The 23,569-nt window shown below is 58.5% G+C and carries 23 protein-coding genes; 10 read left to right on the top strand and 13 right to left on the bottom strand.

Annotation, left to right across the window (positions count from 1 at the left end; genetic code table 11):
• The first annotated feature begins 183 nt into the window (after window positions 1-183).
• Window positions 184-1,140, top strand: coding sequence for a LysR family transcriptional regulator (locus IEI95_RS12995; RefSeq protein WP_156535332.1), 957 nt, complete (start codon window positions 184-186; stop codon window positions 1,138-1,140).
• Here IEI95_RS12995 and IEI95_RS13000 read toward each other — a convergent pair.
• Window positions 1,125-1,925, bottom strand: coding sequence for a creatininase family protein (locus IEI95_RS13000; RefSeq protein WP_156535334.1), 801 nt, complete (start codon window positions 1,923-1,925; stop codon window positions 1,125-1,127). The two genes, IEI95_RS12995 and IEI95_RS13000, sit on opposite strands and share 16 nt — an antisense overlap.
• A 303-nt stretch (window positions 1,926-2,228) precedes the next feature.
• Between IEI95_RS13000 and IEI95_RS13005 the strand changes: the two genes are divergently transcribed.
• Entirely contained in the window at window positions 2,229-3,008 is a 780-nt protein-coding gene (locus IEI95_RS13005) for a metallophosphoesterase family protein (protein ID WP_015916963.1), read from the top strand.
• 9 nt (window positions 3,009-3,017) lie between these two features.
• Here the strand turns inward: IEI95_RS13005 and IEI95_RS13010 are convergent, their stop codons facing one another.
• Entirely contained in the window at window positions 3,018-3,911 is an 894-nt protein-coding gene (locus IEI95_RS13010; protein ID WP_087728956.1) for a DMT family transporter, read from the bottom strand.
• A 378-nt stretch (window positions 3,912-4,289) separates the two neighbouring features.
• Between IEI95_RS13010 and IEI95_RS13015 the strand changes: the two genes are divergently transcribed.
• Both IEI95_RS13015 and IEI95_RS13020 read left to right on the top strand, forming a co-directional pair.
• On the top strand, window positions 4,290-5,588 hold the full coding sequence (locus IEI95_RS13015) for an adenylosuccinate synthase (RefSeq protein WP_156535336.1): 1,299 nt from the start codon (window positions 4,290-4,292) through the stop codon (window positions 5,586-5,588).
• Between the two features lie 59 nt (window positions 5,589-5,647).
• Window positions 5,648-7,795: a hypothetical protein gene (locus IEI95_RS13020; RefSeq protein ID WP_194416541.1), complete on the top strand. Its 2,148-nt coding sequence runs from the start codon at window positions 5,648-5,650 to the stop codon at window positions 7,793-7,795.
• A gap of 141 nt (window positions 7,796-7,936) precedes the next feature.
• Here the strand turns inward: IEI95_RS13020 and IEI95_RS13025 are convergent, their stop codons facing one another.
• Window positions 7,937-9,232: an MFS transporter gene (locus IEI95_RS13025; RefSeq protein ID WP_156535340.1), complete on the bottom strand. Its 1,296-nt coding sequence runs from the start codon at window positions 9,230-9,232 to the stop codon at window positions 7,937-7,939.
• Between the two features lie 174 nt (window positions 9,233-9,406).
• Here IEI95_RS13025 and IEI95_RS13030 point away from each other — a divergent pair, with 174 nt between their 5' ends.
• On the top strand, window positions 9,407-10,684 hold the full coding sequence (locus tag IEI95_RS13030; protein WP_156535343.1) for an arsenic transporter: 1,278 nt from the start codon (window positions 9,407-9,409) through the stop codon (window positions 10,682-10,684).
• A 3-nt stretch (window positions 10,685-10,687) separates the two neighbouring features.
• Here the strand turns inward: IEI95_RS13030 and IEI95_RS13035 are convergent, their stop codons facing one another.
• The 4 genes from IEI95_RS13035 to IEI95_RS13050 form a co-directional block, all read right to left on the bottom strand.
• On the bottom strand, window positions 10,688-11,056 hold the full coding sequence (locus tag IEI95_RS13035) for a nuclear transport factor 2 family protein (protein WP_234934222.1): 369 nt from the start codon (window positions 11,054-11,056) through the stop codon (window positions 10,688-10,690).
• Between the two features lie 88 nt (window positions 11,057-11,144).
• Window positions 11,145-12,047 (bottom strand): RNA polymerase sigma factor RpoH, encoded by a 903-nt coding sequence (rpoH, locus tag IEI95_RS13040; RefSeq protein ID WP_015916956.1) that lies wholly within the window; start codon window positions 12,045-12,047, stop codon window positions 11,145-11,147.
• Between the two features lie 142 nt (window positions 12,048-12,189).
• Complete coding sequence (locus tag IEI95_RS13045; RefSeq protein WP_156535347.1) at window positions 12,190-13,422, bottom strand: NAD(P)/FAD-dependent oxidoreductase; 1,233 nt, start codon at window positions 13,420-13,422, stop codon at window positions 12,190-12,192.
• Window positions 13,423-13,510: 88 nt separating this feature from the next.
• Entirely contained in the window at window positions 13,511-14,539 is a 1,029-nt protein-coding gene (locus tag IEI95_RS13050; RefSeq protein WP_156535349.1) for an RluA family pseudouridine synthase, read from the bottom strand.
• A gap of 80 nt (window positions 14,540-14,619) precedes the next feature.
• Here IEI95_RS13050 and IEI95_RS13055 point away from each other — a divergent pair, with 80 nt between their 5' ends.
• Entirely contained in the window at window positions 14,620-15,000 is a 381-nt protein-coding gene (locus IEI95_RS13055; RefSeq protein ID WP_156535351.1) for a hypothetical protein, read from the top strand.
• A gap of 7 nt (window positions 15,001-15,007) precedes the next feature.
• Window positions 15,008-15,847, top strand: a complete 840-nt coding sequence (locus IEI95_RS13060) for a TrmH family RNA methyltransferase (RefSeq protein WP_156535457.1) — start codon at window positions 15,008-15,010, stop codon at window positions 15,845-15,847.
• 453 nt (window positions 15,848-16,300) lie between these two features.
• Here the strand turns inward: IEI95_RS13060 and IEI95_RS13065 are convergent, their stop codons facing one another.
• The 3 genes from IEI95_RS13065 to IEI95_RS13075 form a co-directional block, all read right to left on the bottom strand.
• Complete coding sequence (locus IEI95_RS13065) at window positions 16,301-16,609, bottom strand: hypothetical protein (RefSeq protein WP_156535354.1); 309 nt, start codon at window positions 16,607-16,609, stop codon at window positions 16,301-16,303.
• Window positions 16,606-17,328: a coiled-coil domain-containing protein gene (locus tag IEI95_RS13070; RefSeq protein WP_156535356.1), complete on the bottom strand. Its 723-nt coding sequence runs from the start codon at window positions 17,326-17,328 to the stop codon at window positions 16,606-16,608. The genes IEI95_RS13065 and IEI95_RS13070 overlap by 4 nt, the downstream gene beginning before the upstream one ends.
• Window positions 17,329-17,491: 163 nt before the next feature.
• On the bottom strand, window positions 17,492-18,079 hold the full coding sequence (locus IEI95_RS13075; protein ID WP_060718157.1) for a DUF1134 domain-containing protein: 588 nt from the start codon (window positions 18,077-18,079) through the stop codon (window positions 17,492-17,494).
• 179 nt (window positions 18,080-18,258) lie between these two features.
• Here IEI95_RS13075 and chpT point away from each other — a divergent pair, with 179 nt between their 5' ends.
• On the top strand, window positions 18,259-18,909 hold the full coding sequence (chpT, locus tag IEI95_RS13080; RefSeq protein ID WP_070166585.1) for a histidine phosphotransferase ChpT: 651 nt from the start codon (window positions 18,259-18,261) through the stop codon (window positions 18,907-18,909).
• Between the two features lie 286 nt (window positions 18,910-19,195).
• Window positions 19,196-19,555 (top strand): response regulator, encoded by a 360-nt coding sequence (locus IEI95_RS13085; RefSeq protein ID WP_015916947.1) that lies wholly within the window; start codon window positions 19,196-19,198, stop codon window positions 19,553-19,555.
• Window positions 19,556-19,798: 243 nt separating this feature from the next.
• Here the strand turns inward: IEI95_RS13085 and ctrA are convergent, their stop codons facing one another.
• The gene (gene ctrA, locus IEI95_RS13090; protein ID WP_015916946.1) at window positions 19,799-20,500 is read right to left on the bottom strand and encodes a response regulator transcription factor CtrA; all 702 of its coding nucleotides are present in this window, start codon (window positions 20,498-20,500) and stop codon (window positions 19,799-19,801) included.
• Window positions 20,501-20,945: 445 nt separating this feature from the next.
• Between ctrA and IEI95_RS13095 the strand changes: the two genes are divergently transcribed.
• A complete protein-coding gene (locus IEI95_RS13095) occupies window positions 20,946-21,296 on the top strand; it encodes a hypothetical protein (RefSeq protein ID WP_015916945.1) in 351 nt (116 codons plus the stop codon).
• Between the two features lie 752 nt (window positions 21,297-22,048).
• Here the strand turns inward: IEI95_RS13095 and sciP are convergent.
• Both sciP and IEI95_RS13105 read right to left on the bottom strand, forming a co-directional pair.
• The gene (gene sciP, locus IEI95_RS13100; RefSeq protein ID WP_015916944.1) at window positions 22,049-22,324 is read right to left on the bottom strand and encodes a CtrA inhibitor SciP; all 276 of its coding nucleotides are present in this window, start codon (window positions 22,322-22,324) and stop codon (window positions 22,049-22,051) included.
• 552 nt (window positions 22,325-22,876) lie between these two features.
• Window positions 22,877-23,557: a sugar transferase gene (locus IEI95_RS13105; RefSeq protein ID WP_015916943.1), complete on the bottom strand. Its 681-nt coding sequence runs from the start codon at window positions 23,555-23,557 to the stop codon at window positions 22,877-22,879.
• Window positions 23,558-23,569 lie beyond the last annotated feature (12 nt).

Raw genomic sequence — 23,569 nt, forward strand, 5'->3', positions numbered from 1 at the left:
TGAAATGGTTCCGCTCAAAATGGCTCCACTGAAGTGGCCCGCCGCGTTTTATGCATTTGAGCGGTTGCTTTGCGGCTTGAAAAGCATCAAATTTCGTCCGCTTCGATGCCTTAATGGCATCGCTTGCTCGCTCTGTATGTGAATCGTTCAATCTGCTTAAAAAATGGACTGGTGTGCTACGCCATGCTTCACTCCCGTAAGCTGCTTTATATCGACGAGATTGCCCGTTGCGGTTCAATTCGTAAAGCCGCCGCTAGACTTAACGTTGCATCTTCCGCTGTCAACCGGCAGATTCTGGCACTGGAAGATGAGCTGGGCGTTCCCCTCTTCGAGCGTCTGCCGCGCGGGTTGCGGCTGACGGCGGCGGGGGAGCTGTGCGTCGAGCATATCCGCGACGTTCTGAAGGGCTATGAACGTCTGGAAACGCGGATCCGCAGCCTGAAAATGCCACAGGTGGGCAAGGTGTCGCTGGTCGCCACGGTGGGGCTGGCGGCCGGGCCTCTACCGGAAATCATTGCCCGGTTTCTGGACGCGCATCCGCGCATCAAGGTGCATTTGCGCAATGACAGCGGCTCCACCACCCTCAATCCGGTGCTAACGGGCGAAGTGGATATCGGGCTGGGCTTCAACATCCCGGCAACACCAGGCATTCGCACCATCGCCAATTTTGATATCCCTGTCGGCGCTGTTTTACCGCCCGGTCATCGGCTGGCGCGTGAAAAAGGTCCGATCGATCTGGTCGATGTGGTGCAGGAAAAACTGGTGCTGGCTGAGCCTGGCACCAGCCTGCGCAATGTCATCAACCTGGCGCTTGCCAACCTGCCGCTGCCGGTCGAGCCGCTGCTGGAAACCAATGCCTCCGAATTGCTGAAGCAATTGGTCAAATGCGGCACGGCGCTGACCCTGCTCAACCCCCTGGATGTGATTGTCGAATGCCGCAAGGGCGAACTGGTGTTTCGACCGCTGGCCGAGCCGCATTGCCGCCATCAGCCGATGAAACTGTTTGCCCGGGCGCGGGCGCCGCTCGATGCGGCGACTAGCCTGTTCGTTGAATATCTGGTTCAGGAAATCCAGGCCCTGGTGATGGAATTGCAGGGCAGGGGATATCTTGCCGCGGACCGTTCTTATTCCGGGGAGTAAAGCGCCGACAGCGGATAGTCCCTGACGTCACGCAACAGCTGGATGAAGCCGGAAACCTGATGACGGCAGATCGCTTCACCCTTTTCCGCTGTCCCTTTCGAGGCATCGCCGACCACGCCAGCCGGATTGAGGTCATGGGCGATCCAGGCCAGCGAGTGGGGGGGTAAGGGCTGGAGAAAATCCGAGCGTTCCTTCATCCATTCCGCCTTGGAGACGAAGTTTTCGGCCTTGTCCATCCGCACCAGTTCGGGGCGGAAATGCAGCATCAGCGAGGTTTCCACTTCGCCGCCATGAATGCCATAGCGGTTTTCATGATCGGAAATCATGCCATCGGGGTTACCGAACCGGCTCCATTGGGTGGACACCACTGCCATCTTGTGGCGGACGCGCAATTCGCGCCCGACAATGCTCATGATATCGACATTGCCACCATGGGAATTGACGATGACCAGCTTGCGCAGGCCCGCTTCCGCCACCTTGGCACCGATGGCGGTCCAGGCCGCAATCAGCAGATCCGCGTTGAGTGAGAGCGTGCCGGGGCCATAAACATGTTCATTGGCCTTGCCGATTTCCTGAGTGGGAAGAACCAGGAAGTCCAGGTCATCCGGGCGCTGGCGCTTCAGCTCTGTCAACATGCCATTGGCAATCGCCACATCGGTTGCAATTGGCAGATGTGGCCCATGCTGCTCGGTGGAGGCAATCGGCAAAACGGCGATGGTGCTGCCAGGTGACAGGCTGGCGAAATCATAGGTGTTCAATTCATTCCAGTAAAATGGCTTGGTCATGATGCTTCCCCATTGATTGGCTAAAATCGATCAAAGTTGATATTGGATCAGATAGAACTTTCGATCTTTTTGTAATCGCTCGTCTTTTTACGAAAGCTGGGATCCATTTTTCTCTCATAGTCCTAGGGATAAGCTCTGTTCATGTCGCGGAAAAGCATCGATTTGCGCGCGCCGCGATGCTGAAAAGCGCGCGATTCGAACCGATGTTAACCTTAATGGTTGGTAATTATCACGATTGGCCCTGCGCGTGGTTGAGAAGCGCTTGTGACAGGCGTAAAACGGTTGCGGGAAGCTGGAACCATTATGATAAAGTTGTTGCGTAAATTTCTCGACGTCGGATCGGAAACCGGTGTGGCTGGCATGCGTAGTCGTGTGGATATCGATCCCAAGGCGTTTTCCGCGATCTATGCGGTGGGGGATGTGCATGGTTGCTATGCTGAGTTGCTGGAAGCGGAATGCCGTATCCTGCACGATGCCGGCAGTATCGATGGTCCCAAGCTGATTGTCATGCTGGGTGACTATGTCGATCGTGGGCCGTCCTCGCGCCGGGTGATCGACCACCTGATGGCACCGCTGGCACCCGGTTTCGAGCGGGTATCGCTGTGCGGCAATCATGACGATGTATTCTGCCATTTTCTCGACGATCCTTCGGCTGGACGGCGCTGGCTGGATTTCGGCGCGGCGGCCACGCTTTATTCTTATGGCATCGATATCGATCATGCCTTGCACCAGGCCGGCAGTTTCAAGGGGCTCTCTTCGGAACTGGCACGGGCCATTCCTGAAAGCCATTATGCCTGGCTGAAATCCCTACCGGTCATGCTCAAGGTGGGGCAATTTCTGTTCGTGCACGCAGGCCTGAAGCCGGGCGTCGCGCTGGAAGCCCAGGCCGATGACGACCTGATGTGGATCCGCGAACCCTTTCTCGGTCGTGGTCCGGAGCTGCCCTATACGGTTGTACATGGACATACCCCGACCGATGCGGTCACCTTCGGCAAGAACCGGATCGGCATCGATACCGGTGCCTATGCCTCAGGACGCCTCGCCGTTTTGCGGATTGCCGATGGACATACGAGCCTGATCTAGAGTTTGCCCTTAGCGGGCAGTGGTTTGCGGTTTGCCCCATTCGGCCAGCGCAATGCCGCCGATCACCAGGCTGAGCGCCAGCATATGAAAACCTTCCAGCTTTTCACCGACCACGGCGACCGACAGGATGGTGCCGAATACCGGCACGAGATTGATGAACAGGCCAGCCCGGTTGGCGCCGATCATGTTGACCCCTGATATATAGAGTGTTTGCGACACCAGGGATGGCAGGAGCCCGCAAAACAGGATCAGCGCCCAGCCGGTGGTATCGGGTGCGATCAGGCTGCCATTGCTGGCTTCCCAGGCGACCAGCGGCAGGGAGGCCAGCGCTGCCCCGAAGGCGAGGGCTGCCATCAGCGTCTTCCAGTGCAGTTCCGGCTTCCAGCGCAGCGCCACGGTAAAGATCGCATAGCAGAGCACCGCCAGCAGCATCAGCGTATCGCCGAAATTCAGCCGCAGCGACAAAAGCGCCATCAGGTCGCCATGGCCTGCCGTCAGCGCAACGCCGATAAAGCTGATCAGGAAGCCGGCAATCTGGATGGCGGAGGCGGCAATCCGAAACAGCAGGAAATTCAACAGGAAGATCAGCACGGGAATGCCGCCCTGTTCAATAGCGCCATTCACGGCGGAGGTGTATTTCAGCGCTGAATAGAGAAAGCCGTTAAAACCGGTATAACCGATAGCGCCGAGCGCCAGCAGCAGGGGAATATGGCGGCGCACCACCGGCCAATCCGCCTTGATCTGGCGAGAGGAAACGGCCAGCAGCAGCGTCAAGGCCAGCGACCAGCGGCCAAGATTCAGCATCATCGGGCTGATATGGCCAACGGCCAGCTTGCCCGCCACGGCATTGCCGCCCCAGAACAAGGTTGTCAGCACCAGATAGGCATAGGCTCTGATTTGCATCTGATCGTTCAACCTCTGCGCGTCGCCAATTTCGATGCAGTGTGACTACTGCATAATTCCTGAAACCGGAATCGATTTCAGGAATTATGCAATCGTAAAATTGTGTTGCACCGTCATATGTCTCTGCCATGCAAAAAGCCGGATTAACGCGCATAAACGTGTCGCTTTCCGCAAAACAACACAGTATAGATGCGCGGGTTTGGGGACGCGCAGGCGCGAAAACGCGCTGCCTTGACTGGAAACCTGTTCAGGACGATCTGCTTCAGGGGAGAATGGCGGCGCGCAGCAGACAGAACGTGTGACGGCTTACGGCTTTATCAACCGCCAGCGCTGTCGCGAGGCGAAGGTACGCTTGAGGCGTAAAGACAGGATTTTGAAATGACGAATGTCGTGGTGGTTGGCTCCCAATGGGGTGACGAAGGCAAAGGCAAGATCGTGGACTGGCTGTCGGAGCGCGCTGACGTGGTCGTGCGCTTCCAGGGCGGTCACAATGCCGGTCATACCCTGGTCATCGACGGCATTTCCTATAAATTGTCGCTGCTGCCCTCAGGTGTTGTGCGCCCCGGCAAGATGGCGGTGATCGGCAATGGTGTCGTGGTCGATCCGCATGCGCTGATCGCCGAAATCGCCAAGCTCGGTGCCCAAGGCGTCACCGTAACACCTGACAATCTGCGCATCGCCGACAACGCGACGCTGATCCTGTCGCTGCACCGCGAACTGGATGGCATGCGCGAAGACGCCGCCACCAATAGCGGAACCAAAATCGGTACCACGCGGCGCGGCATCGGCCCGGCCTATGAAGACAAGGTTGGCCGCCGTGCTATCCGTGTGATGGATCTGGCCGATCCGGAAGGTCTGGCCGAGAAAGTTGCCCGTATCCTGCCGCACCACAACGCGCTTCGCCGTGGTTTTGGCGCGCCTGAGGTTGAACATTCGACGATCATGGAAGAGCTGCTGTCGGTGGCCGACAAGGTTCTGCCCTTCCGCGAAACCGTCTGGTTGATGCTGGACAAGGAGCGCCGTCGCGGTGCCCGTATCCTGTTTGAAGGCGCGCAAGGTTCGCTGCTCGATATCGACCACGGCACCTATCCCTTCGTGACCTCGTCCAACACCGTTGCAGGACAGGCAGCGGCAGGCTCCGGCATGGGGCCAGGCTCGCTCGGCTATATCCTTGGCATTACCAAGGCCTATACGACCCGCGTTGGTGAAGGCCCGTTCCCGACCGAGCTGACCGACGAGGTCGGCCAGTTTCTTGGGGAAAAAGGTCATGAATTCGGCACGGTCACCGGCCGTAAACGCCGTTGCGGCTGGTTCGATGCGGCGCTGGTGCGCCAGTCGGTGGCCACCAATGGCATTACCGGCATCGCCCTGACCAAGCTCGATGTTCTCGATGGATTGGACGAGCTGAAGATCTGCGTCGGCTACAAGCTGGATGGTGTGGAAATCGACCATTTGCCGGCAGCCCAGGCCGCTCAGGCACGGGTCGAGCCGATTTACGTAACGCTGGAAGGCTGGAAGGAATCCACCGTCGGCGCGCGCAAATGGGCCGATCTTCCCGCCCAGGCGATCAAATATGTCCGCCAGGTGGAAGAGCTGATCGGTGCGCCGGTTGCCCTTCTGTCCACCAGCCCGGAACGCGACGACACCATACTTGTGACCGATCCATTTGAGGATTAAGGTTAGAGTTGAATTAATTTGTCTTGTCGGCCTGGGCCGGTGATCACGAGAAAGTACGGATGGCAGATTTCGTAGCAGTTATTCGGCGCGCCGTTGATGGCCTGTCGAACAATACCCCGGAAATGCGCGTAAAGGTGTATGAGAAGGCTCGTGGCGCAGTGATGCGGCAGCTGGACAATATGACACCCAAGCCGTCGGAAGACATGCTGCGCCGCCAGCTGGACAAGCTCGACGCCGCGATTGCCGAGGTCGAGGCAGATTATGCAGAGGCTCTTCCTGCGGTGGAAGAGGATGCCTATGAGCCGGAGCCGGTTTATGAACCAGCACCGGCCTATGAACCTGAGCCGGAACCAGAACCCGTTTACCATGAACCGGCGCCTGTTGAGGAACCGGCGCATGAGCCCGAATACGTGCACCGGCCAGAACCTGTTCATGAGCCTGAGCCGGCTTATGTTCCTGCGCCTGCCCCAGCACCTGTCTATGTGCCTGAACCAGATCCTGAGCCGGTTTATGAACCGGAACCCGAGCCTTATAAGCCAGAACCGGCGCGCATTCCGCCTGCTATTTGGGAGAATGAAGAGCCTGTCCCGCCAGCCGTGTCTTCTGCGCCCGCGGCCCCAGAGCCAGCCGTAAAGCCTTCTGCGCCACAGAAACATTCGATGGACGAATGGCTGGAAAGCCATTTGGAGCCGACGCTAGCTCCGCTTGCACCTGTCCATTCCTTTGAAGCACAGCCGCAGTCGCGCGAGGAAGAGGCAGAAAAGCCCGCAGCCTATCCCTCCATTCCACCGGCACGCCAGCCGATGTTCGATGAAGCCGAGGCGCTGGGCGCTTTCGACGCTTTCGTGCGCGACAACAAGCAGCCTGCGGCGCAGGGTGGCTCCCTCTCGCAAGCTGGTCATGAAGATCCGAAGGATCTTCTGGACTGGAGCGACAAGCATCAGAATACCAGTTTCGGCACGCCTGCCGGCCAGGAATCCGGAAACGATGAAAAGGCCGTTCGCAACGGAGCTTCCGCCAGCAAGGCAGGCGAAGATCCTGCCTGGTTCGATGATTTCGTCGCTGCACAGCCTGTGCCTCCGGCGGCAGCTAAAAAGCAACAGCGCGCCGCCGCGCCAGACCGAAGCAATTCCTCGGAAGAGATGGCAGCCGTGCTGGCAAAGGCCAACAGGAAGGCTGGGCTGCGCACCAAGAAATCCCGCCGGACCGCGCCTTACATCATCACTGGTGTGCTGATCCTGCTGATCGGCGGCGGTGGCTACTACGCCTATGCTCATCGTGACAATCTGCCGGGTGCCATCGCCGGGTTGAAGCAGACCGTTACAGGATTGTTTGCCTCGAAGGACTCTACACCAACATCCGCACCGTCTTCGCAGACGGGCAGCGCGGATGCCGGAAAGCCGGCTACCGTTCCGGCATCAACCGGCGATGCCGGGGCTGCGGGGCAGAAATTCACCCAGAAGCTGATGCCTGATGGTACGGAAGTGGATGAGGGGGCCTCAAACGCTGCCGCCAATAGCGGCGAGGGCCGTTCGGTGGCCCAGCAGAATGGCGGGGCCAATCCGGCAGCGCCAGTATCCGGCGGTGCGGCCAGTGCGCCAGCCACCACCACGCCTGTGCAGGGTGCGCCCTTTACCGTGCCGGAAAATGGCCAGAAGGCCTATCTCTACGAAGAGCGTCTCGGCCAGACGACACCGACCACCGTGCAGGGCTATATTGTCTGGGAAGCCCGACGTGAGACGGGCGACAGCGGCAAGCCGGAACCGGAAATCCAAGGCAAGCTGACGATCCCTGAGCGGGGGCTGACAGCGCTGATTACCTTCAAGCGCAATACCGACAGCTCGCTTCCCGCCAGCCATCTGATGGAAATCGTCTTCTCGGTGCCGCAGAATTTTGAGGGCGGCGGCATAGACAGTGTCCAGCGCGTTGCCATGAAGACAAGCGAGCAGGATCGCGGCGACCCGATCGTGGCGGTGCCTGCCAAGATCACCGACGACACGTTCATGATCGCCTTCAACGATTTTGCCGAAGTGGTGGCCCGCAATGTCGATCTGTTGCGCAGCCGTGACTGGATCGACATTCCCGTCACCTATCGCAACGGCCGCCGCGCGCTGATTACCCTCGACAAGGGGGTGGCTGGCAAGCCGATCTTCGACAGCGTCATCAAGGAATGGGCGGCGCTCGGCAACAATCGCAGCGGCGGGTGATCACTGTCGCAGACGACTAAACTCAGCCTTGCGCCGCGCAGCGTCTGATCTGAGATGTCCACCAGGGCATATCCGTGTTTCGTGCAAACACGGATATGCCCTGTCTATTTCTATTGATGAATTTTAAGCGGTCCCAACACCCTACCGCCTATGCTCCGGCAGTTCCGGTGCGACCTGCTTATGATTGAAGACGAACAGCAGCAGTGCAAGGGCAGCGATACCACCATGAACGAAATAGGCGAGCGAATAGCCGCCTTCCTGCGTGAGCCAGCCAGCGACGACATTGCTGGATGATGCACCGATGCCCTGGACGGTCATGACGGCCCCTAGGCCAACGTTGAAACGACCGGAGCCGGACAGAATACGCTCGGCGGCAATCGGCGTGGCGATGCCGATCAAGCCAGCCCCGATGCCATCGAGGATCTGTACCGGGTAGATGGCGGCAAAGCTGGAAAAGCTACCAGCGATCATGCCCCGGATCGGCAGAGCCATCAAAGCGATAAAAAACACCGATCGCAGTCCAAACCTTGCAATCATCCACGGTGCGGCGCAGGCGACGACGATCATCGCCAGTTGCGAGACGCCTGTCGTGATGGCGGTGGTCTTGAACGGACTGTCGAGCTGGATGGAGAAATTCTGGGCGATCAATCGGCTGATCGGCGCATTGCCGAAATGGAAAATCATCAGGATGAGGGCGAGTACGATCAGCCCGCGACTATGCACCAGCATGGAATAGCCGGAGGGCTGGGCTACGGTGTGGTGCTCATCCTCAGCCGATCTGTCCTTATGACTCAGCCCGCGGGCAACGTCCTGGTCGATTTCCTGGGGCCGGATTGCCAGGACCGCCGCGATGGTGGCAAGCGCTGAGGCGATCATCAGCCAGACAACGCCGTTCTGGCCGAAATAGCTGGTGAGGACGAAAATGCAGACCAGTGAAAACACATTGCCGGTATGGTTCCAGACTTCATTGCGGGAGACCTGGTCGGAAAAAGCTCTTTCCCCGACCAGTCCCAGTGTCATCCCCATCAGGGCGGGGCCGATCACCGCGCCCACCAGGGCCGTTGCCGATTGTCCGCCGAACACTGCCAGATTGTCGGGGCTCGCCAGCGTCCACAGTGCGGCGGCTGTGACGAGTGTGACCGGCAGGATGATCAGGGTCCGCTTATAGGGGCTGGCATCGACAACCGCGCCAAACAGGGGCGTCACCACCATGCCGAGCACGCCACCCATCGTGGCGATGATGCCCAGCGTCATCGGCGACCATCCATGGGTTGCCAGGAAGCCATCGAGGAAGGGGCCCAGCCCGTCACGGGCATCAGCGAGAAAGAAGTTGAGGAAGGCAAGGGCAATGAGCGAGCGGCGGCTCGCGGAGACAATCTTGGACTGTGCGATCACGGGCGCGCTTTCGGAAAGGTTGAAAAAACAGCAGTTTAGCATGAATAGGCAGGGGCAGGCGCCTCGTTAATTTGCCAAATGCAAAATTGTTCCATGCCGCTTGCTCTTTGCGTATCCTGGACTAAATGGGAGATCTGATCCGCCGCCGGTTCTCGGCGTCTGCCTGCCAGTCCTTTCCTTGGCCCTCGTTCCGGCCGCGTCTTTTTCGGATGTTTCATGACCGCGACTTACCTGACCTGGGCTGTTTGCGCCCTCTCCGTTCTGGGCGTTATTAGCCGGCCCTTTGGCTGGCCGGAGGCGATCTGGGCTGTGCTAGGCGCCATCGTGCTCCTGGGCCTGGGCGCGATTGGCTTGGGGGTGATCGGCATCAACGATGCCTGGGCAGGTGTTGCCAAGGGCTATGATGTCTATCTGTTCCTGATCGGCATGATGCTGTTGTCGGAACTGGCGCGGCGCGAAGGTCTGTTCGATTGGCTGGCGGCGCTGGCGACGCAAAGGGCCAAGGGGTCGCCGCTCAGGCTGTTCGTGCTGCTCTATGGCGTCGGCGTTCTGGTGACGGCTTTTTTGTCGAACGATGCGACGGCAGTGGTGCTGACGCCTGCGGTCTATGCCGCCACCAAGGCGGCCAAACTCAAGAACCCGATGCCCTATCTGCTGATCTGCGCCTTCATCGCCAATGCGGCGAGTTTTGTGCTGCCGATTTCCAATCCGGCCAATCTGGTGATTTTCGGCGGTGGGGAAATGCCGCCGCTCTCCACCTGGCTTGCCACATTCGCGCTGCCCTCGCTGGTGGCCATCGTCGTCACCTTCGCCATGCTCTATTGGAGCCAGAGACGCGCCATCCACGCCGAGGTGATGGATCGGCAGGTTGAGACGCCGCATCTCTCCCACAGCGCCAAGCTGGCCGGCTGGGGGCTGATCCTGACGGCTGTCGTGCTGATGGTGGCGTCGGCGCTGGGGTTGGACCTTGGCCTGCCGACCTTTATTGCCGGGGTGCTCACCACTGTGCTGGTGCTGGCCTTGAGCGGGCAGGGACCGGCTGAGACGCTGAAGGGCATGTCCTGGAGCGTGTTGCCGCTGGTGGCGGGCCTGTTCGTGCTGGTCGAGGCGCTTGACAAGACCGGCCTGACGGTGCTGCTTGCCCGTTATTTGTCCGAGGCGGCAGCAGCCGATGCCAAGGCTGCGGCCATGGGGGCAGGTCTGCTGGTCGGCTTCCTCTCCAACCTCGTCAACAATCTTCCAGCCGGTCTGGTGGCCGGTGCCACCGTGCAGGGCGCCCATGTCGGCAGCACTGTTTCCGGCGCTATGCTGATCGGGGTCGATCTTGGCCCCAATCTGTCTGTGACCGGTTCGCTTGCCACCATTCTCTGGCTGTCAGCGCTCAGGCGCGAAGGCCTGCATATGGGCGCGCTGGAATTTTTGAAAATCGGCGCTGTCGTGATGATCCCGGCGCTGGTTCTCTCGCTGCTGGCGCTGGTTGCGGTGGCAGGGTAGCTTTCAACCGAGAAGTCGCTTCTCGCCCATTTTGAACCAGGCCCTGGCGATCTTTCCGCGCTCAATCTCGTAAAGGCAGAGCACGTCGATCTCGCCCTTGCCCTCCGGGAAGTTGCGGGTGACGCATTCAATATCAGTGACCATATTGCCAGTGATGTGGCGGGCAATCAGCCTGCCATGCAGGTCCGGCTCACGAAAGCGCTCGATGTGGCGGCTGCGGATCTCTGCGGTGCCGTCCGCCAACAAAGTATCGGGGAAGGCATAGATCCGGCAATCCGGTGCCCACTGTTCCATAAAGGCCTCGATATTCTTGGCATTATAGGCGTCGAGTTGTTTTGCAACCGGTTCCAGAATGGACTGTCGCTCTGTCACGGCACAATTCTCCCGGGAGGTGAAATGGACGAAGCCTCGCAGGGTTATTGCGAGGCCTGTAAAACATTGCGATTGTCCTGGCTGAACGTCAGGACTCGACCACCCGCAACGCCTTGGCCTGTTCCAGTGCGTCCTTCTGGACAGCATCCTGAACCTTTTCAAAGGCGCGTACTTCGATCTGGCGTACACGTTCGCGGCTGATGTCGAACTCGGAGGAGAGTTCTTCCAGGGTCACCGGCTCCTCGGCCAGGCGGCGTGCGGCGAAAATCCGGCGTTCACGGTCGTTCAGCACGCCCATGGCGCGCGACAGCATGTTGCGCCGGGTTTCCAGCTCATCCTGCTCGATCAGCGTGTCTTCCTGGCTGTCATGATCGTCCACCAGCCAATCCTGCCACTGGCCGGATTCACCTTCGCTGGCGCGGATCGGCGCGTTCAGCGAGGCATCGCCCGACAGGCGGCGGTTCATGGAAATCACTTCCTCCTCGCTGACCTTCAGCTTGGTGGCGATTTCCGTGACCTGATCCGGCTTCAGGTCGCCTTCCTCGATGGCTTGGATCTTGCCCTTCAGGCGGCGCAGATTGAAGAACAGCCGCTTCTGGTTGGCGGTCGTGCCCATCTTTACCAGCGACCAGGAGCGCAGGATATATTCCTGAATCGAGGCCTTGATCCACCACATCGCATAGGTGGCAAGCCGGAAGCCGCGTTCGGGGTCGAATTTCTTGACGGCCTGCATCAGGCCGACATTGCCCTCGGAGACGACTTCGCCAATCGGCAGGCCATAGCCGCGATAGCCCATGGCAATTTTCGCCACGAGGCGCAAATGGCTGGTCACGAGCCGGTGCGCGGCATCGCGGTCGCCGTGCTCGGCATAGCGCTTGGCAAGCATATATTCCACCTGGGGTTCCAGCATCGGGAACTTGCGGATCTCATCCAGGTATCGGTTCAGTCCGCCTTCACCGGCGGTAATCGAAGGCAAGCTATTGCGGGCCATAAAGCACCCCCTTTATCCATGAGCTTCCCAATGCCAAACGGGCAAGCTCTATCATGCGGATTTCCTTATCCCGCACGAAATCCTATGTCAGATAAGTGTGGCATGGCCGGGATTCAAGCACGCCACGCCGGTCACGATTGTTTTACGAGCGGAATCGGAACAAATCCTCGTCAGCATCCTTGCGACCGGCAATCCGGGCCGAGATAATCTCCGACGCAATGGTCGAAAACGTAATGCCATTGCCGCCAAATCCCATCACTACATGCACATGACTGGTGCCGGGGACGCGGTCGATGATCGGCAGCCCATCCCGTGTCGTGCCGAATGGCGCGGACCAGCCATAGGCGATGTGGTCCATCTCAATCCCGGCCAGAGCCTTGAGCTTTTGCCGGATCGTTTCGAATTTGCGCCGCGCCTTGACCGGGTTCTGATGGGCGAGCGGATCGTCCTCATCCTCGCCCCCAGCGATAATCCGGCCATCGGGCGTGGAGCGGAAATAGAGATAGGGTTCGGAGGCCTCCCAGACCAAGTGGTCATCCAGCCAGTTCGGCCTTTGGGCGTTCGGCTCGGAGGCAATCGCCCAGGTGGAAATCACCTGATGCAGGGGGCTTTCCATCATCTTCAGATATTCATAGCCCGTGCAGGCGATAAGATCCGCCGCACAGAGCAATGTGCCGTCAGCTGTTGCGACCATCACCCCGTCGCGGGTTTCCCGGATGGCGGTAATCGCCAGCGGTGAGACAATTTCCACGCCGCCTTGCTGGGCGGCCTTCAGCAGGCCAGCCGTCATCTGGGCCGGATTGGCGCTGGCGGAGCAGGGGGAGAGGATCGCTCCCGTGCGCTCAATGCCGAACCGCTCCTTCACCTGCGCCCCGCTTAGATACTCGGCGTCCAATTGCGCTTCACGGCGCAGCTCCGCTTCAGCGGCGAGGGCGCGATGTCCCATCTCGTCACCGGCAAGGAAAAGGCTGCTGCGCTGCTGGAACTGGCAGGAAAGACCAAGGCTGGCGATGCGCTCTCCCAGGCTATCGACGGAGGCTGCCGAGCGCTGCCAGGCGCGCATGGCCTTCTTGGCTCCGATATGCTTCGACAATTGCGACAGCGGAATGTCGATTTCATGCTGGATCATCGCGGTGCTGGCCAGCGTGCTGCCCTTGACCGGCGCGCGACGATCAACCACCAGAATATGGCGGCCATCCGCTGCCAGCGCCTGCGCCATCAAGGCGCCACTGATCCCGGCGCCGATGATGATGACATCGTAATCGGTCCGCGCCGGGGCATCGCGGCTCTCAACCACAATATTCGGCGTCGCAGCCCAGAATGACTTGCCATCGTGCAGATCGCGCGATGTTCCGACTGCTTGCTTGGTATCCATAATCGTCCCTTGCCCCGTTTGCCTGTCCGGCGCGCAACGGCTGCGCAGCCATGTCGGACGTGCGCTAACGTTTAACGGGGCAAAGGGTTCATGCGATATCGCGTAGCGCCTCGATAATTGTTTCCATGTCGTCGGGGATAGGCGCTTCGAAATGCATGACGTCGCCAGTGGTCGGGTGTTCGAACGCCAAGAGATAGGCATGCAGCGCCTGGCGGTGGAAATTATTGACGATGGCCTTGGCCGCCTCCGGCAGCAGGTTGGCCTTGGTCTTGAAGGCGGCGCCATATTCGGGATCGCCAATCAGCGGATGGCCGATATGGGCCATATGCACCCGGATCTGGTGGGTACGTCCGGTTTCCAGCCGGCATTCCACCAGCGAGGCGAGGCAGGTAGCATCCGGCTTTTCGCCATAGCGCTCCATCACCTGATAATGGGTGATGGCTTCGCGGGCGTCATCGGTATCCTCGCGCTTCACGGTACGCTTTGTACGGTCGCCAGCCCGGCCAAGGGCTGCGTCAATCGTGCCGCGCAGCCCACGCGGACGGCCCCAGACGAGCGCTTGATAGGCCCGTTCCAGCGGGCCGCTGCGGCCATGGTCGGCAAATTGGTCGGCCAGATGCCGGTGGGCGATGTCGTTCTTGGCGACGACCATGACGCCGGAGGTTTCCTTATCCAGCCGGTGGACGATGCCGGGACGCTTCACCCCGCCAATGCCGGAGAGGCTGTCGCCGCAATGGTGGATTAACGCATTGACCAGCGTGCCGGTCCAGTTGCCAGCACCCGGATGCACCACCAGACCGGCGGGCTTTGACAGCACGATCAGGTCCTTGTCCTCATAGAGCACGGTGAGCGGAATATCCTCGCCCTTGGGTTCGGGATCTTCCGGCTCCGGCATGGCGATCACCAGCTGGTCGCCGGGCTTGATCTTGCGCTTCGGCTCGGTAACGGCTGTGCCATTGACGAAGACCGCGCCTTGCTCGATCAGGGCCTTTACCCGGTTGCGCGACAGGTCGCCGCCCAGGCTTGCCGCCAGCCAGGCATCCAGACGGCCTTCGGCGTCCTCACCGGCAATCAGCTCTTTCCTTGGCTCGCCTGCTTGTTTAAAGGGGTCTGTCATAGCGCATCCTGTCTTTCGGCCCTTGTGGCCGAGGCCCAATGGGCGGCAGAGCAGCTCCATCAGGGAAAGGTTTAAGTTTTATGAGCCAAGTCGAGACCGACGAACAGAAAGACAAGCCGCTCGATCCGGTGCTCGAAAAAGTTCGCCGCAAGATGGTGCGTTTGCAACTCGTCTCGGCGGCCATCATGTTTGTCAGCCTTATGGCGGTGTTGGCCGCCGTTGTCTACAAGGTCAAACACGCGCCTACGCCGGAAAAGACGCAGGCCGGTGGCCTCACCATCCCCTCCGACCAGCCCTTGACACTGGCCGCCCGCCTGCCCGCCGGTTTCAAAGTGACCTCCACAGCGCTGTCAGGCACGCAGATCCTGTTTTACGGCACCACAGCTGAAGGCCAGTCCAAGGCCTATGTGTTTGACCTGTCGGTGGGCCGGATGATCGCGGATGTCGCGATCACGCAATAGGCCGAGCATGGTCCAGTTCGTCACCATCACCGATCCGCAGGACCCGCGCATCGCTGCCTTCTGCAATATCCGCGAGCGCGACCTGACCGGGCGTGAGGGCCGGTTCATTGCAGAAGGCACGGTTGTGCTGCGTATGTTGCTGGCATCGCATCAAGCTGGGCGCGGCATTCGCGCCGAGGCCCTGCTGCTGTTGGAAAACCGGGTGGGGGGTCTCCAGCCGCTTCTTGACCAATGGCCGGACGATCTGCCGGTCTACGTGGCAAGCGCTGCCGTGCTGGATGCAATCGCTGGCTTTCACCTGCATCGTGGCGTGCTGGCGCTGGGCAGCCGGCTCACCGCGCCCGATGCCACGCAGCTGATTGCCAGCTTGCCGCAACGCGCCCTGGTTCTGGTCGGCTGCGGCATTTCCAATCATGACAATGTCGGCTCTATGTTTCGCAATGCCACCGGCTTCTGTGCCGATGCGGTGCTGCTGGATGAGACCAGTTGCGACCCGCTGTATCGTAAGGCGCTGCGGGTTTCGGTCGGCTCGGTGCTGACCATGCCCTATGCGCGCGAACACAGCGCCATTGCGCTGTTGTCGGCGCTGGATACGGCGGGCTTTCTGGTGGCGGCGCTGACGCCCTCGGGGACCACTGAAATCGGCGATATCGCCGCCGGGCTTGGTGGCCGGCAAAGGCTGGCGCTGGTGGTGGGGACCGAAGGCGAGGGCCTGCCCGCAGACGTGCTTGCCCGGTTCATGACGGTTCGGATCGCCCAGTCACCGCAACTCGACAGCCTCAACCTCGGCACCGCCAGCGGCATAGCGCTGCACAGTGCGGCGCGGGCGCTGGGTAAATTGGGGTAGGGGATTTTGTCGCAATAGTTGGTCTACAGCGCCGTGCGTTTTATAAAACGCTACAGTACACGACGCAAATGTCTCTCGGCTTTGCCGCCCCCTCTTGCCTCTGCCGCCACCTTCTCCCCGATGGGGAGAAGAGACCTGCAGCACCCTGTTGCGCCTTATATGCGCGGCAAAAACCGATAAACTCTTTTGTCAGCAGCCTCAGGATGAGGCTCCGTGCTGTCGTGTTGACCTCTTCTCCCAAGCGGGGAGAAGTCCCCGGCAGGGGGATGAGGGGGGCGAAGCCAATTCATCAAGTTGCGTCGTGTACTGAAACAAAACGCACAAAGGATGCTGCAACACTTTAAATCGACTGCATAAGTCCTTAAATCGAGTCTGATTTCAGGACTTATGCAGTAGGGGCATGGCGATGGCACCTCATCCGGCTGCGCCCTCCTGTTCTACGAGGCAATGGGCTCAATCGTTCAGAATGTCCGGCGCCAGTGCTCTTATCCGGTCCAGCAGCGGTTGCGGCGCATCGGCGCTGGGGGCAGGTTTTGCCAGCAGAGCCGGAACCGGCGATGCTTCGCCTTCCCTGCGGGCGGTGAACACGATCATCCCGGCGGCAATTTCGGCGATTTCAGCGCGAAGAGCCGCGTCTTCCTCGATACCATCACCAGCAAGCAGACGGGAATTGAGCGCTTCGCTGCGCTGGCGCAAGTCGTCCGCGAGCGTGTCGAGTGCTTCGGGCTTGGGATACTGCATGTCCGGGCGGCTTTCGCTCATTTGGCGACCTGTTGCACAGGGGTTTCGGTCTTTTGCAGGCGTTCCAGCCGCTCTTCCAGCCGCAGCACCTTGTCTTCCTCCTGGAGAAGCCGTTGCTCTGCCTTCTGGGCGCGGCTGGCGGCGGCCTTGGCCTCGTCGCGCAACGTCTCGCGTTCGGTGCGCAAATCCTGGAGGCGCAGTTGCAGGTCTTCTGTCTGGTGCTTGTGGCTAGCGGTTTCCCGATTGCGGGCGGCCAGGTCCGCCTCCAGGCGGGTCAGTTTGACGGTTAGCGCCTCGATGTCGAGATCGCGGCTGGCGACCATCGCTTCGTGGCGCTGTAGCGTGGCTTTCAGCTGTTCCAGCTGAGCCTGGTTCTGGCGCAGTTCGACGCGGAGCGTTCCGGCCTCGTTGCTCATGGTGTGGATCTGCTCCTTCAGAGCATCTTCTGCTCCGAGCGCACGGACCGCTTCCGCCTGGGCCTGATCGGCGGCGGCCTTGACGGAGACGAAATACTCCCGCTCGCGCCGGAGGTCATAGGACAGTTTCGCATTTTCGGCGGCATAAACGGCGCGGACCATGTCCTTCTGGGCGCGGACTTCTTCCGGGCCGAGAGGGGCGGTGGCCCGCAGACGCCGTTCTGTATAGGCAACGATGCGGCCATGGATGGCAGGGCTGATCAACGCCGCCAGAAGCGCTGCGGCGGCAAATCCCAATGCAAAGAGCAGGGCGTATTCGATCACGGCGGTGCCATATCCGTTAGAGCGGTTCCCAAAGTGTCAGATGACGGTCCAGATGCGCATTCTGTAAACCAAAACCCTATGCCATTCCATCTTAGCCTGTTCATGTTCGACAACAGCAGTTGCGGGCGATGGACCGACTTGACATCAACCAAGCCGGTGGAGGTCAGAAGGGGTTCCAGGTGGAGGATTGAGTCAGCTTCAGATAGCCGACATTGACGCCAAGCCTTGCTCCTACGCCGGTGCGGATCGGGACTAGAACCATATTGTTGTTTTTCAGCGCCGTCATGCCGACGCCGGCGACCACATAGGCGGAGCCGCTGACGCCGCCATAGCGGCTGTAGAGGCTGCCGACGGCGGGCAGGTTATAGACCAGCATCATCGTGCGGCTGCCATTGCCACCGTAATCGATGCCCAGCGACGGCCCCTGCCAGAAGACGGGGTGCTGACCAGCATTCTTGGTATAGAGCGTGCCTTCGCCATAGGTGAGGCCAGCAATAAACGCGCCGGAGCCTTCCTGGCCGAGAATGTAGCCATTGGGTAGGCCATATTGCCCGAACGCCTTCTCGATCACCTTGGCCAGCGCGCCGCTGGTCGAGCCGAAGAAGGAGTGGCCGGCATCGACCACTTCCTGCATGGTATATTGATCGCCCTGCGCCATTGCAGTCGCGGGCTGCGAAACAACACTTGCCGCAACCACGCCAGCCGTTACAATCCAGGTCCTGAACAGGTCCCGAATGATGGAAAAGCGCATCGCTTCCTCCTCGGATATGAATAGAATCGGCTCTGATGAGACCGGACTTCCATCTTGATGACTTCGTATTAACAATGGGTTTACCAAATATGGTGTCATTATGGCGTCGACATCATGCGGCTTGATGGGGCAGCTATGCCTCTCAGCCGATAACAGACTTTGCCGTCGAGGAGAATTCGATGCTCAAGAACGTGAACCTAACGCTGGCCGGACCTGATCTGGCGGCACTGCTGTGCAGCCGTGTCTGCCATGATGTCATTTCGCCGGTTGGTGCCATCAATAACGGGCTGGAACTGCTGGATGAAGGCGGGGCGGATGCCGATGCCATGGACCTGATTCGCACCAGCGCGCTGAATGCTTCGGTTCGGTTGAAATTTGCCCGACTGGCATTTGGAGCCTCGGGCTCGGTCGGTGCGTCGATCGATACCGGCGAGGCCGAGAAAGCCGTCAAGGATTTCGCCGCCGCCGAAAAGAAAACCGAAATTACCTGGAACGGCCCGCGCGCCATTATCGCCAAGAACCGGGTAAAACTGCTCATGAACCTGATGCTGGTGGCCTACGGCGCCATTCCGCGCGGCGGCTCGCTGGACGTGACGTTGGAAAATCCGGAATATGACGCGAAATTTACCATCGTCGCCAAGGGCCGTATGCTGCGGGTGCCGCCGAAATTCGCTGAAATCTGCAATGGCCAGATGGAAGAAGCCGTCGATGCCCATTCTATCCAGCCTTATTATACCGTGCTGCTGGCCGACGAATCATCGATGGAGCTGAAATACAGCATCGGTGAAGGCGAAATTATCTTCACCGCCGAATCAGTTGCGGCCGGCTGATCACGCATAAAGATGCTCGACGGCGCCCGGTGTCTCAGGCTTCGGGCGCCGCTTTCCGTTTCCACCAGATACGGGTAATGTTTCCTTAGTATTCTGGATTTACCATAAAGATAGTGCAGATATCTCAAATCCATTGGGGGTTTGAAATATGGGCAAAGTCAGACCGCGGGATGCGGCGACAATGGGTAAAGACGCGGTGCACGGGGCGCGCCGCTTGCTCTTTTGGAAAATTGCTTAATCTTTTTGATGTTTAAGCAAGGTCCATGGGCATCGAAAGGGGATCGGCATGAAGAACCTGATCATTGCTGACTCGTCAGATATCGTTCGTAAGGTTGGCCGTAAAATTCTGTCCGAACTGGGTTTTGGAGTGACGGAAGCATCTACGGCGCGCGAGGCGATGCTGGCTTGCGAAGCACAATTACCGCATGTGATCATCGTTGATTCGGGTCTGGAAGGCGCGCTTGGACTGATCACCAATATCCGGGCCATGCCGGAGGGCAAAACGGTGCGGATCTTCTATTGCGTCATCGAAGCCGACCTGAAACACATGATGCAAGGCAAACGGGCCGGAGCCAGCGACTTCCTGCTGAAGCCCTTCGACCGTAAAACACTGACCGAAGTGTTCAGTGACCGCGAAGCCGCCTGATCCCGAATCATTCCAGACATGGCGGATTTATCCGAAAATCGGTTGTTAACGTTCGGTCCGATTCTCTCAATGCATGGTCTGTCCCCATTGTCGCGGGTCACAGCAATCCATTTTCTTCAACGCAAAAAAGTCCCGGCAATGCAGGGACTTTTTGAGATCATACGATCTCGCGCGGGAGTGGCACAGGTGGGGATTTACGGCGAGGCGTTACGAATAACGCCCCGTTGTAACGACAAACCTGTGTCAGGCCGTTTCCATATATTCGGCACTGTCGGGTTCGCGCAGCACATAGCCACGGCCCCAGACGGTTTCGATATAGTTTGCACCACCGGCGGCATTGGCCAGCTTCTTGCGAAGCTTGCAGATGAACACGTCGATGATTTTCAGTTCCGGCTCGTCCATACCACCATAGAGATGGTTAAGGAACATTTCCTTGGTCAGCGTGGTACCCTTGCGGAGCGAAAGCAGCTCCAGCATCTGGTATTCCTTGCCGGTCAGGTGAACGCGCTGGCCACCAACTTCGACGGTTTTGGCGTCGAGATTGACGATCAGTTCGCCGGTGATGATGATCGACTGGGCATGGCCCTTGGAACGACGAACGATCGCATGGATGCGGGCAACAAGCTCGTCCTTGTGGAACGGCTTTGTCATGTAATCGTCAGCGCCGAAGCCGAGACCGCGAACCTTGTCCTCGATGCCGGCCATGCCGGACAAGATGAGGATCGGTGTCTTGACCTTGGACAGGCGAAGCGTTCTCAAAACCTCGTAACCCGACATGTCGGGAAGATTGAGGTCCAGCAGGATGATGTCGTAGTCGTATAGTTTCCCGAGGTCGACGCCTTCCTCACCGAGATCGGTGGTGTAGACGTTAAAACTTTCGGACTTGAGCATCAGTTCGATGCTCTGCGCTGTGGCGCTGTCGTCTTCGATGAGTAGAACCCGCATAATTATCCCCTTTACCGCCGCCGAAAGGTCTGAATGGCCCACTACGCGATACGGATCCAGTCGTTGCCTGATTTGAAGGCTGCCACCAAATGGTTAACAAATTCTGATTCACTCTGGCAAGGTGTAACGAATTTATTAAGCATAATGCCTAGCCTCCTGATTCATATGTCATTTTCTCATCGCCACAGATGAATCGAAAAGGGAAGAAAACCCCTTAAGCGATTCAATTGACTCATCATTGTCATTGTCCTGCATTTTGGACCCGGGCATTTACCGACCTTTAAAAGATCTCCCTTATCATTAACGATGCCCGTAAACGAAAGGTTACCAAAGGTAGTTTTTTGTTAACGCCGTGAGATTTTTTCGCGGTGATTCGTTTAAATGTCAGCGGGCGATGTCAAAACAGAGTGACGGCGGGATGTCTCGCATCACGGGAGTATTGCGTATGAAGTCGCGTGACAGCCTAGTTCGCCTGAAGGCATTTCAGGTTACCGAGAAGCGTCGGCAGCTGCAACAATTGCAGTTAATGATGTCTGAATTTGAACGTATGGCCAAGGAACTGGAGAATCAGATTTCTCTGGAAGAAAAAAAGGCGGGTATCACTGATGCTTCGCATTTCGCCTATCCGACTTTTGCAAAGGCCGCCCGCCAGCGTGCCGATAACCTGCAGGATTCGATTCGCGAGCTGAAGGTTCAGCAAGATGCCGCGGAACTGTCACTGGAACTGGCCGAGGCTGAACATGCCAAGGCAGCTGCGTTGGAAGAGCGCGACAGCCAGCAGCGGGCTCGCGCTTAACGGCGAAGATCCTGATCGTAGATGACAAAGGCAGGCAGGGAATGGGACCTGCTCGATGATGGTTTCATTGCCTGGCCGTTCACATGGAATGGAACGGCCTTTTCATCCGCGACCATATGATATTTATTTTTTCAGCTATTTGCCCGATTAAGGATGCCCACGGCGGCATCATGTAAAAAACCTTCGCTCGCCCGCTGCGATAAACAGCGTTTTGCATCGGAGTTCCCCACACGGTCCACGGTTCGGTCCAATATCCGGACCGATCCCCTATGAAGCCGACATCTGTGATAGGTGAGGGCACAGCAGCTTCCGGTGAAAACCATTCACATCCCAACGTCCTGTGGTGACTGGGAAGGCGTCTGGGTTAACTGAAGGCTGAAAAAAGCTTAAGGGATTTGCCTGGGGCACATTCGGCGGAGTGGAAATCGAAAAATCAAATCTCTCACGACAATCGGTCGGACGTCTTGCCGGTCGGTTGCCTGGTGTTGTCACTGAGGCGTAACGCGTCCGGGCCCAGAGGCACTTTGCTCAGCGTATACGCCGTAGCTCCGCTGGTGCATTAATCAAAGCGATCTTGAAAATGGCTTATCGTAGGGCTTTGCAAATATCTCAAATACCCTGAGGCATCTGAGATATTTGCAATTCCTTCAAGGCAGGATCTGGCAAGGCGGCATCTGGCAAGGTGAGGGTGTGGTCGACCTCTTCGAGCCTTCGTCTTCAGGCCCGGCCCCAATCCCAGGACCCGTCTGATTTTAATGACGGTATTGCTGGATACGGGTCGTTCTGAGGCCCTGCAAGCCATGGTCGTTGATGGAGGCCTGCCATGACAGGAATTCCTCCACGGTCAGCGTATAGCGCTCACACGCTTCTTCAAGGCTCAACAGGCCACCGCGCACGGCAGCCACAACCTCTGCCTTGCGGCGGATGACCCAGCGACGGGTATTTGCTGGCGGCAGGTCGGCAATTGTCAACGGACTGCCGTCAGGGCCGATAACATATTTAACTCGCGGGCGTATCGTTTCGGTCATTGGACTCTCTAATACAAACTCAAGACCACAGACCAGAAATCTAACGCCGCACCTTTAAAAATTACCTAAGCACCGGGTAACAATTTGATAAGAATTTTAGGGACTTGGCCAAGGCTGCTGATGTCACGTAGAAACGGCGTTTTCGGATGAAGGCGACACTTTGACAAGCCGCTCGCAAGTGTGAAGGCATCAATTCTATGTATATATGGGGGTTGGCGCAAAATTCATTGCCGTTAAACTGTCAGTCGAGATCTATTTTTACTCAAGAAAATTTGTGTAAATTTTGATTTCGGTGAAATTCTTCGGTTTGGATTTAATGATTCGTGATCACTCATTCGTTCGGACTTGACAGAGTTTGGATTTCAGCTGGTCATCGTACGAATCAGTGGCATCAAGAGAGCGCTTGGACGGACTAAACCGCTGGGTGGGACACAGTGACCTTGCGTTTTTTCGAGACAAATTTGTCGAATGTGGAAAGAATTTGCAGTTCCTCTCACCGCGGGCAGTGATTTTACCGGATCATTTTGGCCAGATCAGGTGAGATCCTTCTCTTTAAAAGCCTTTGCCGCAAGTCAGTTCTGAGTGGATGGTGCCGAGAATGATCTTGATATCGAGCCAGAACGAAAAATTATCCACATAAAACAAGTCGGCGGCGATCCGGGCGCGGGCTTTTGCGGCGGAACCGGTTGGTCCACGCAGGCCACGCATCTGGGCAAGGCCGGTCAGACCGGGCTTGACCTGATGACGGTGATGATAGTCGCTAACCAGATCCTCGTAGGGCATGCCGGCGGCCAACATGCCGATCGCGTGGCAGCGTGGCCCGACCAGCGACATGTCGCCCTTCAACACATTCAGTAATTGTGGAAGTTCGTCGATATTGGTGCGCCGCAGGACCGCACCGACGACAGTGATACGGGGGTCGTTTTCGGTGGTTTGCCGCACGCCGCTATCGTCACATTCTGCAGCATACATGGTGCGGAATTTGTAGATGCGGATTTTCTGCTGGTCGCGGCCCCAGCGGATCTGCCGAAACAGGACCGGGCCGGGGGAGGTGAGTTTGATCAGTGCTGCGACCGACAGGAGAAACGGCAGCAAGACCGTCAATGCACTGATCGAGATCAGGATGTCGAGGCTTCGTTTTGCAATCAGATGAATCCGATGTCTTGAAAGACGTGTCCGTCGTCGGTTGATGCGACGTGCCTGAAGGCCTTGCTGTGCATGCGGTACACCCATTCCAGCCTCGTC

The organism is Agrobacterium vitis (assembly GCF_014926405.1).
Taxonomy (GTDB): domain Bacteria; phylum Pseudomonadota; class Alphaproteobacteria; order Rhizobiales; family Rhizobiaceae; genus Allorhizobium; species Allorhizobium vitis_H.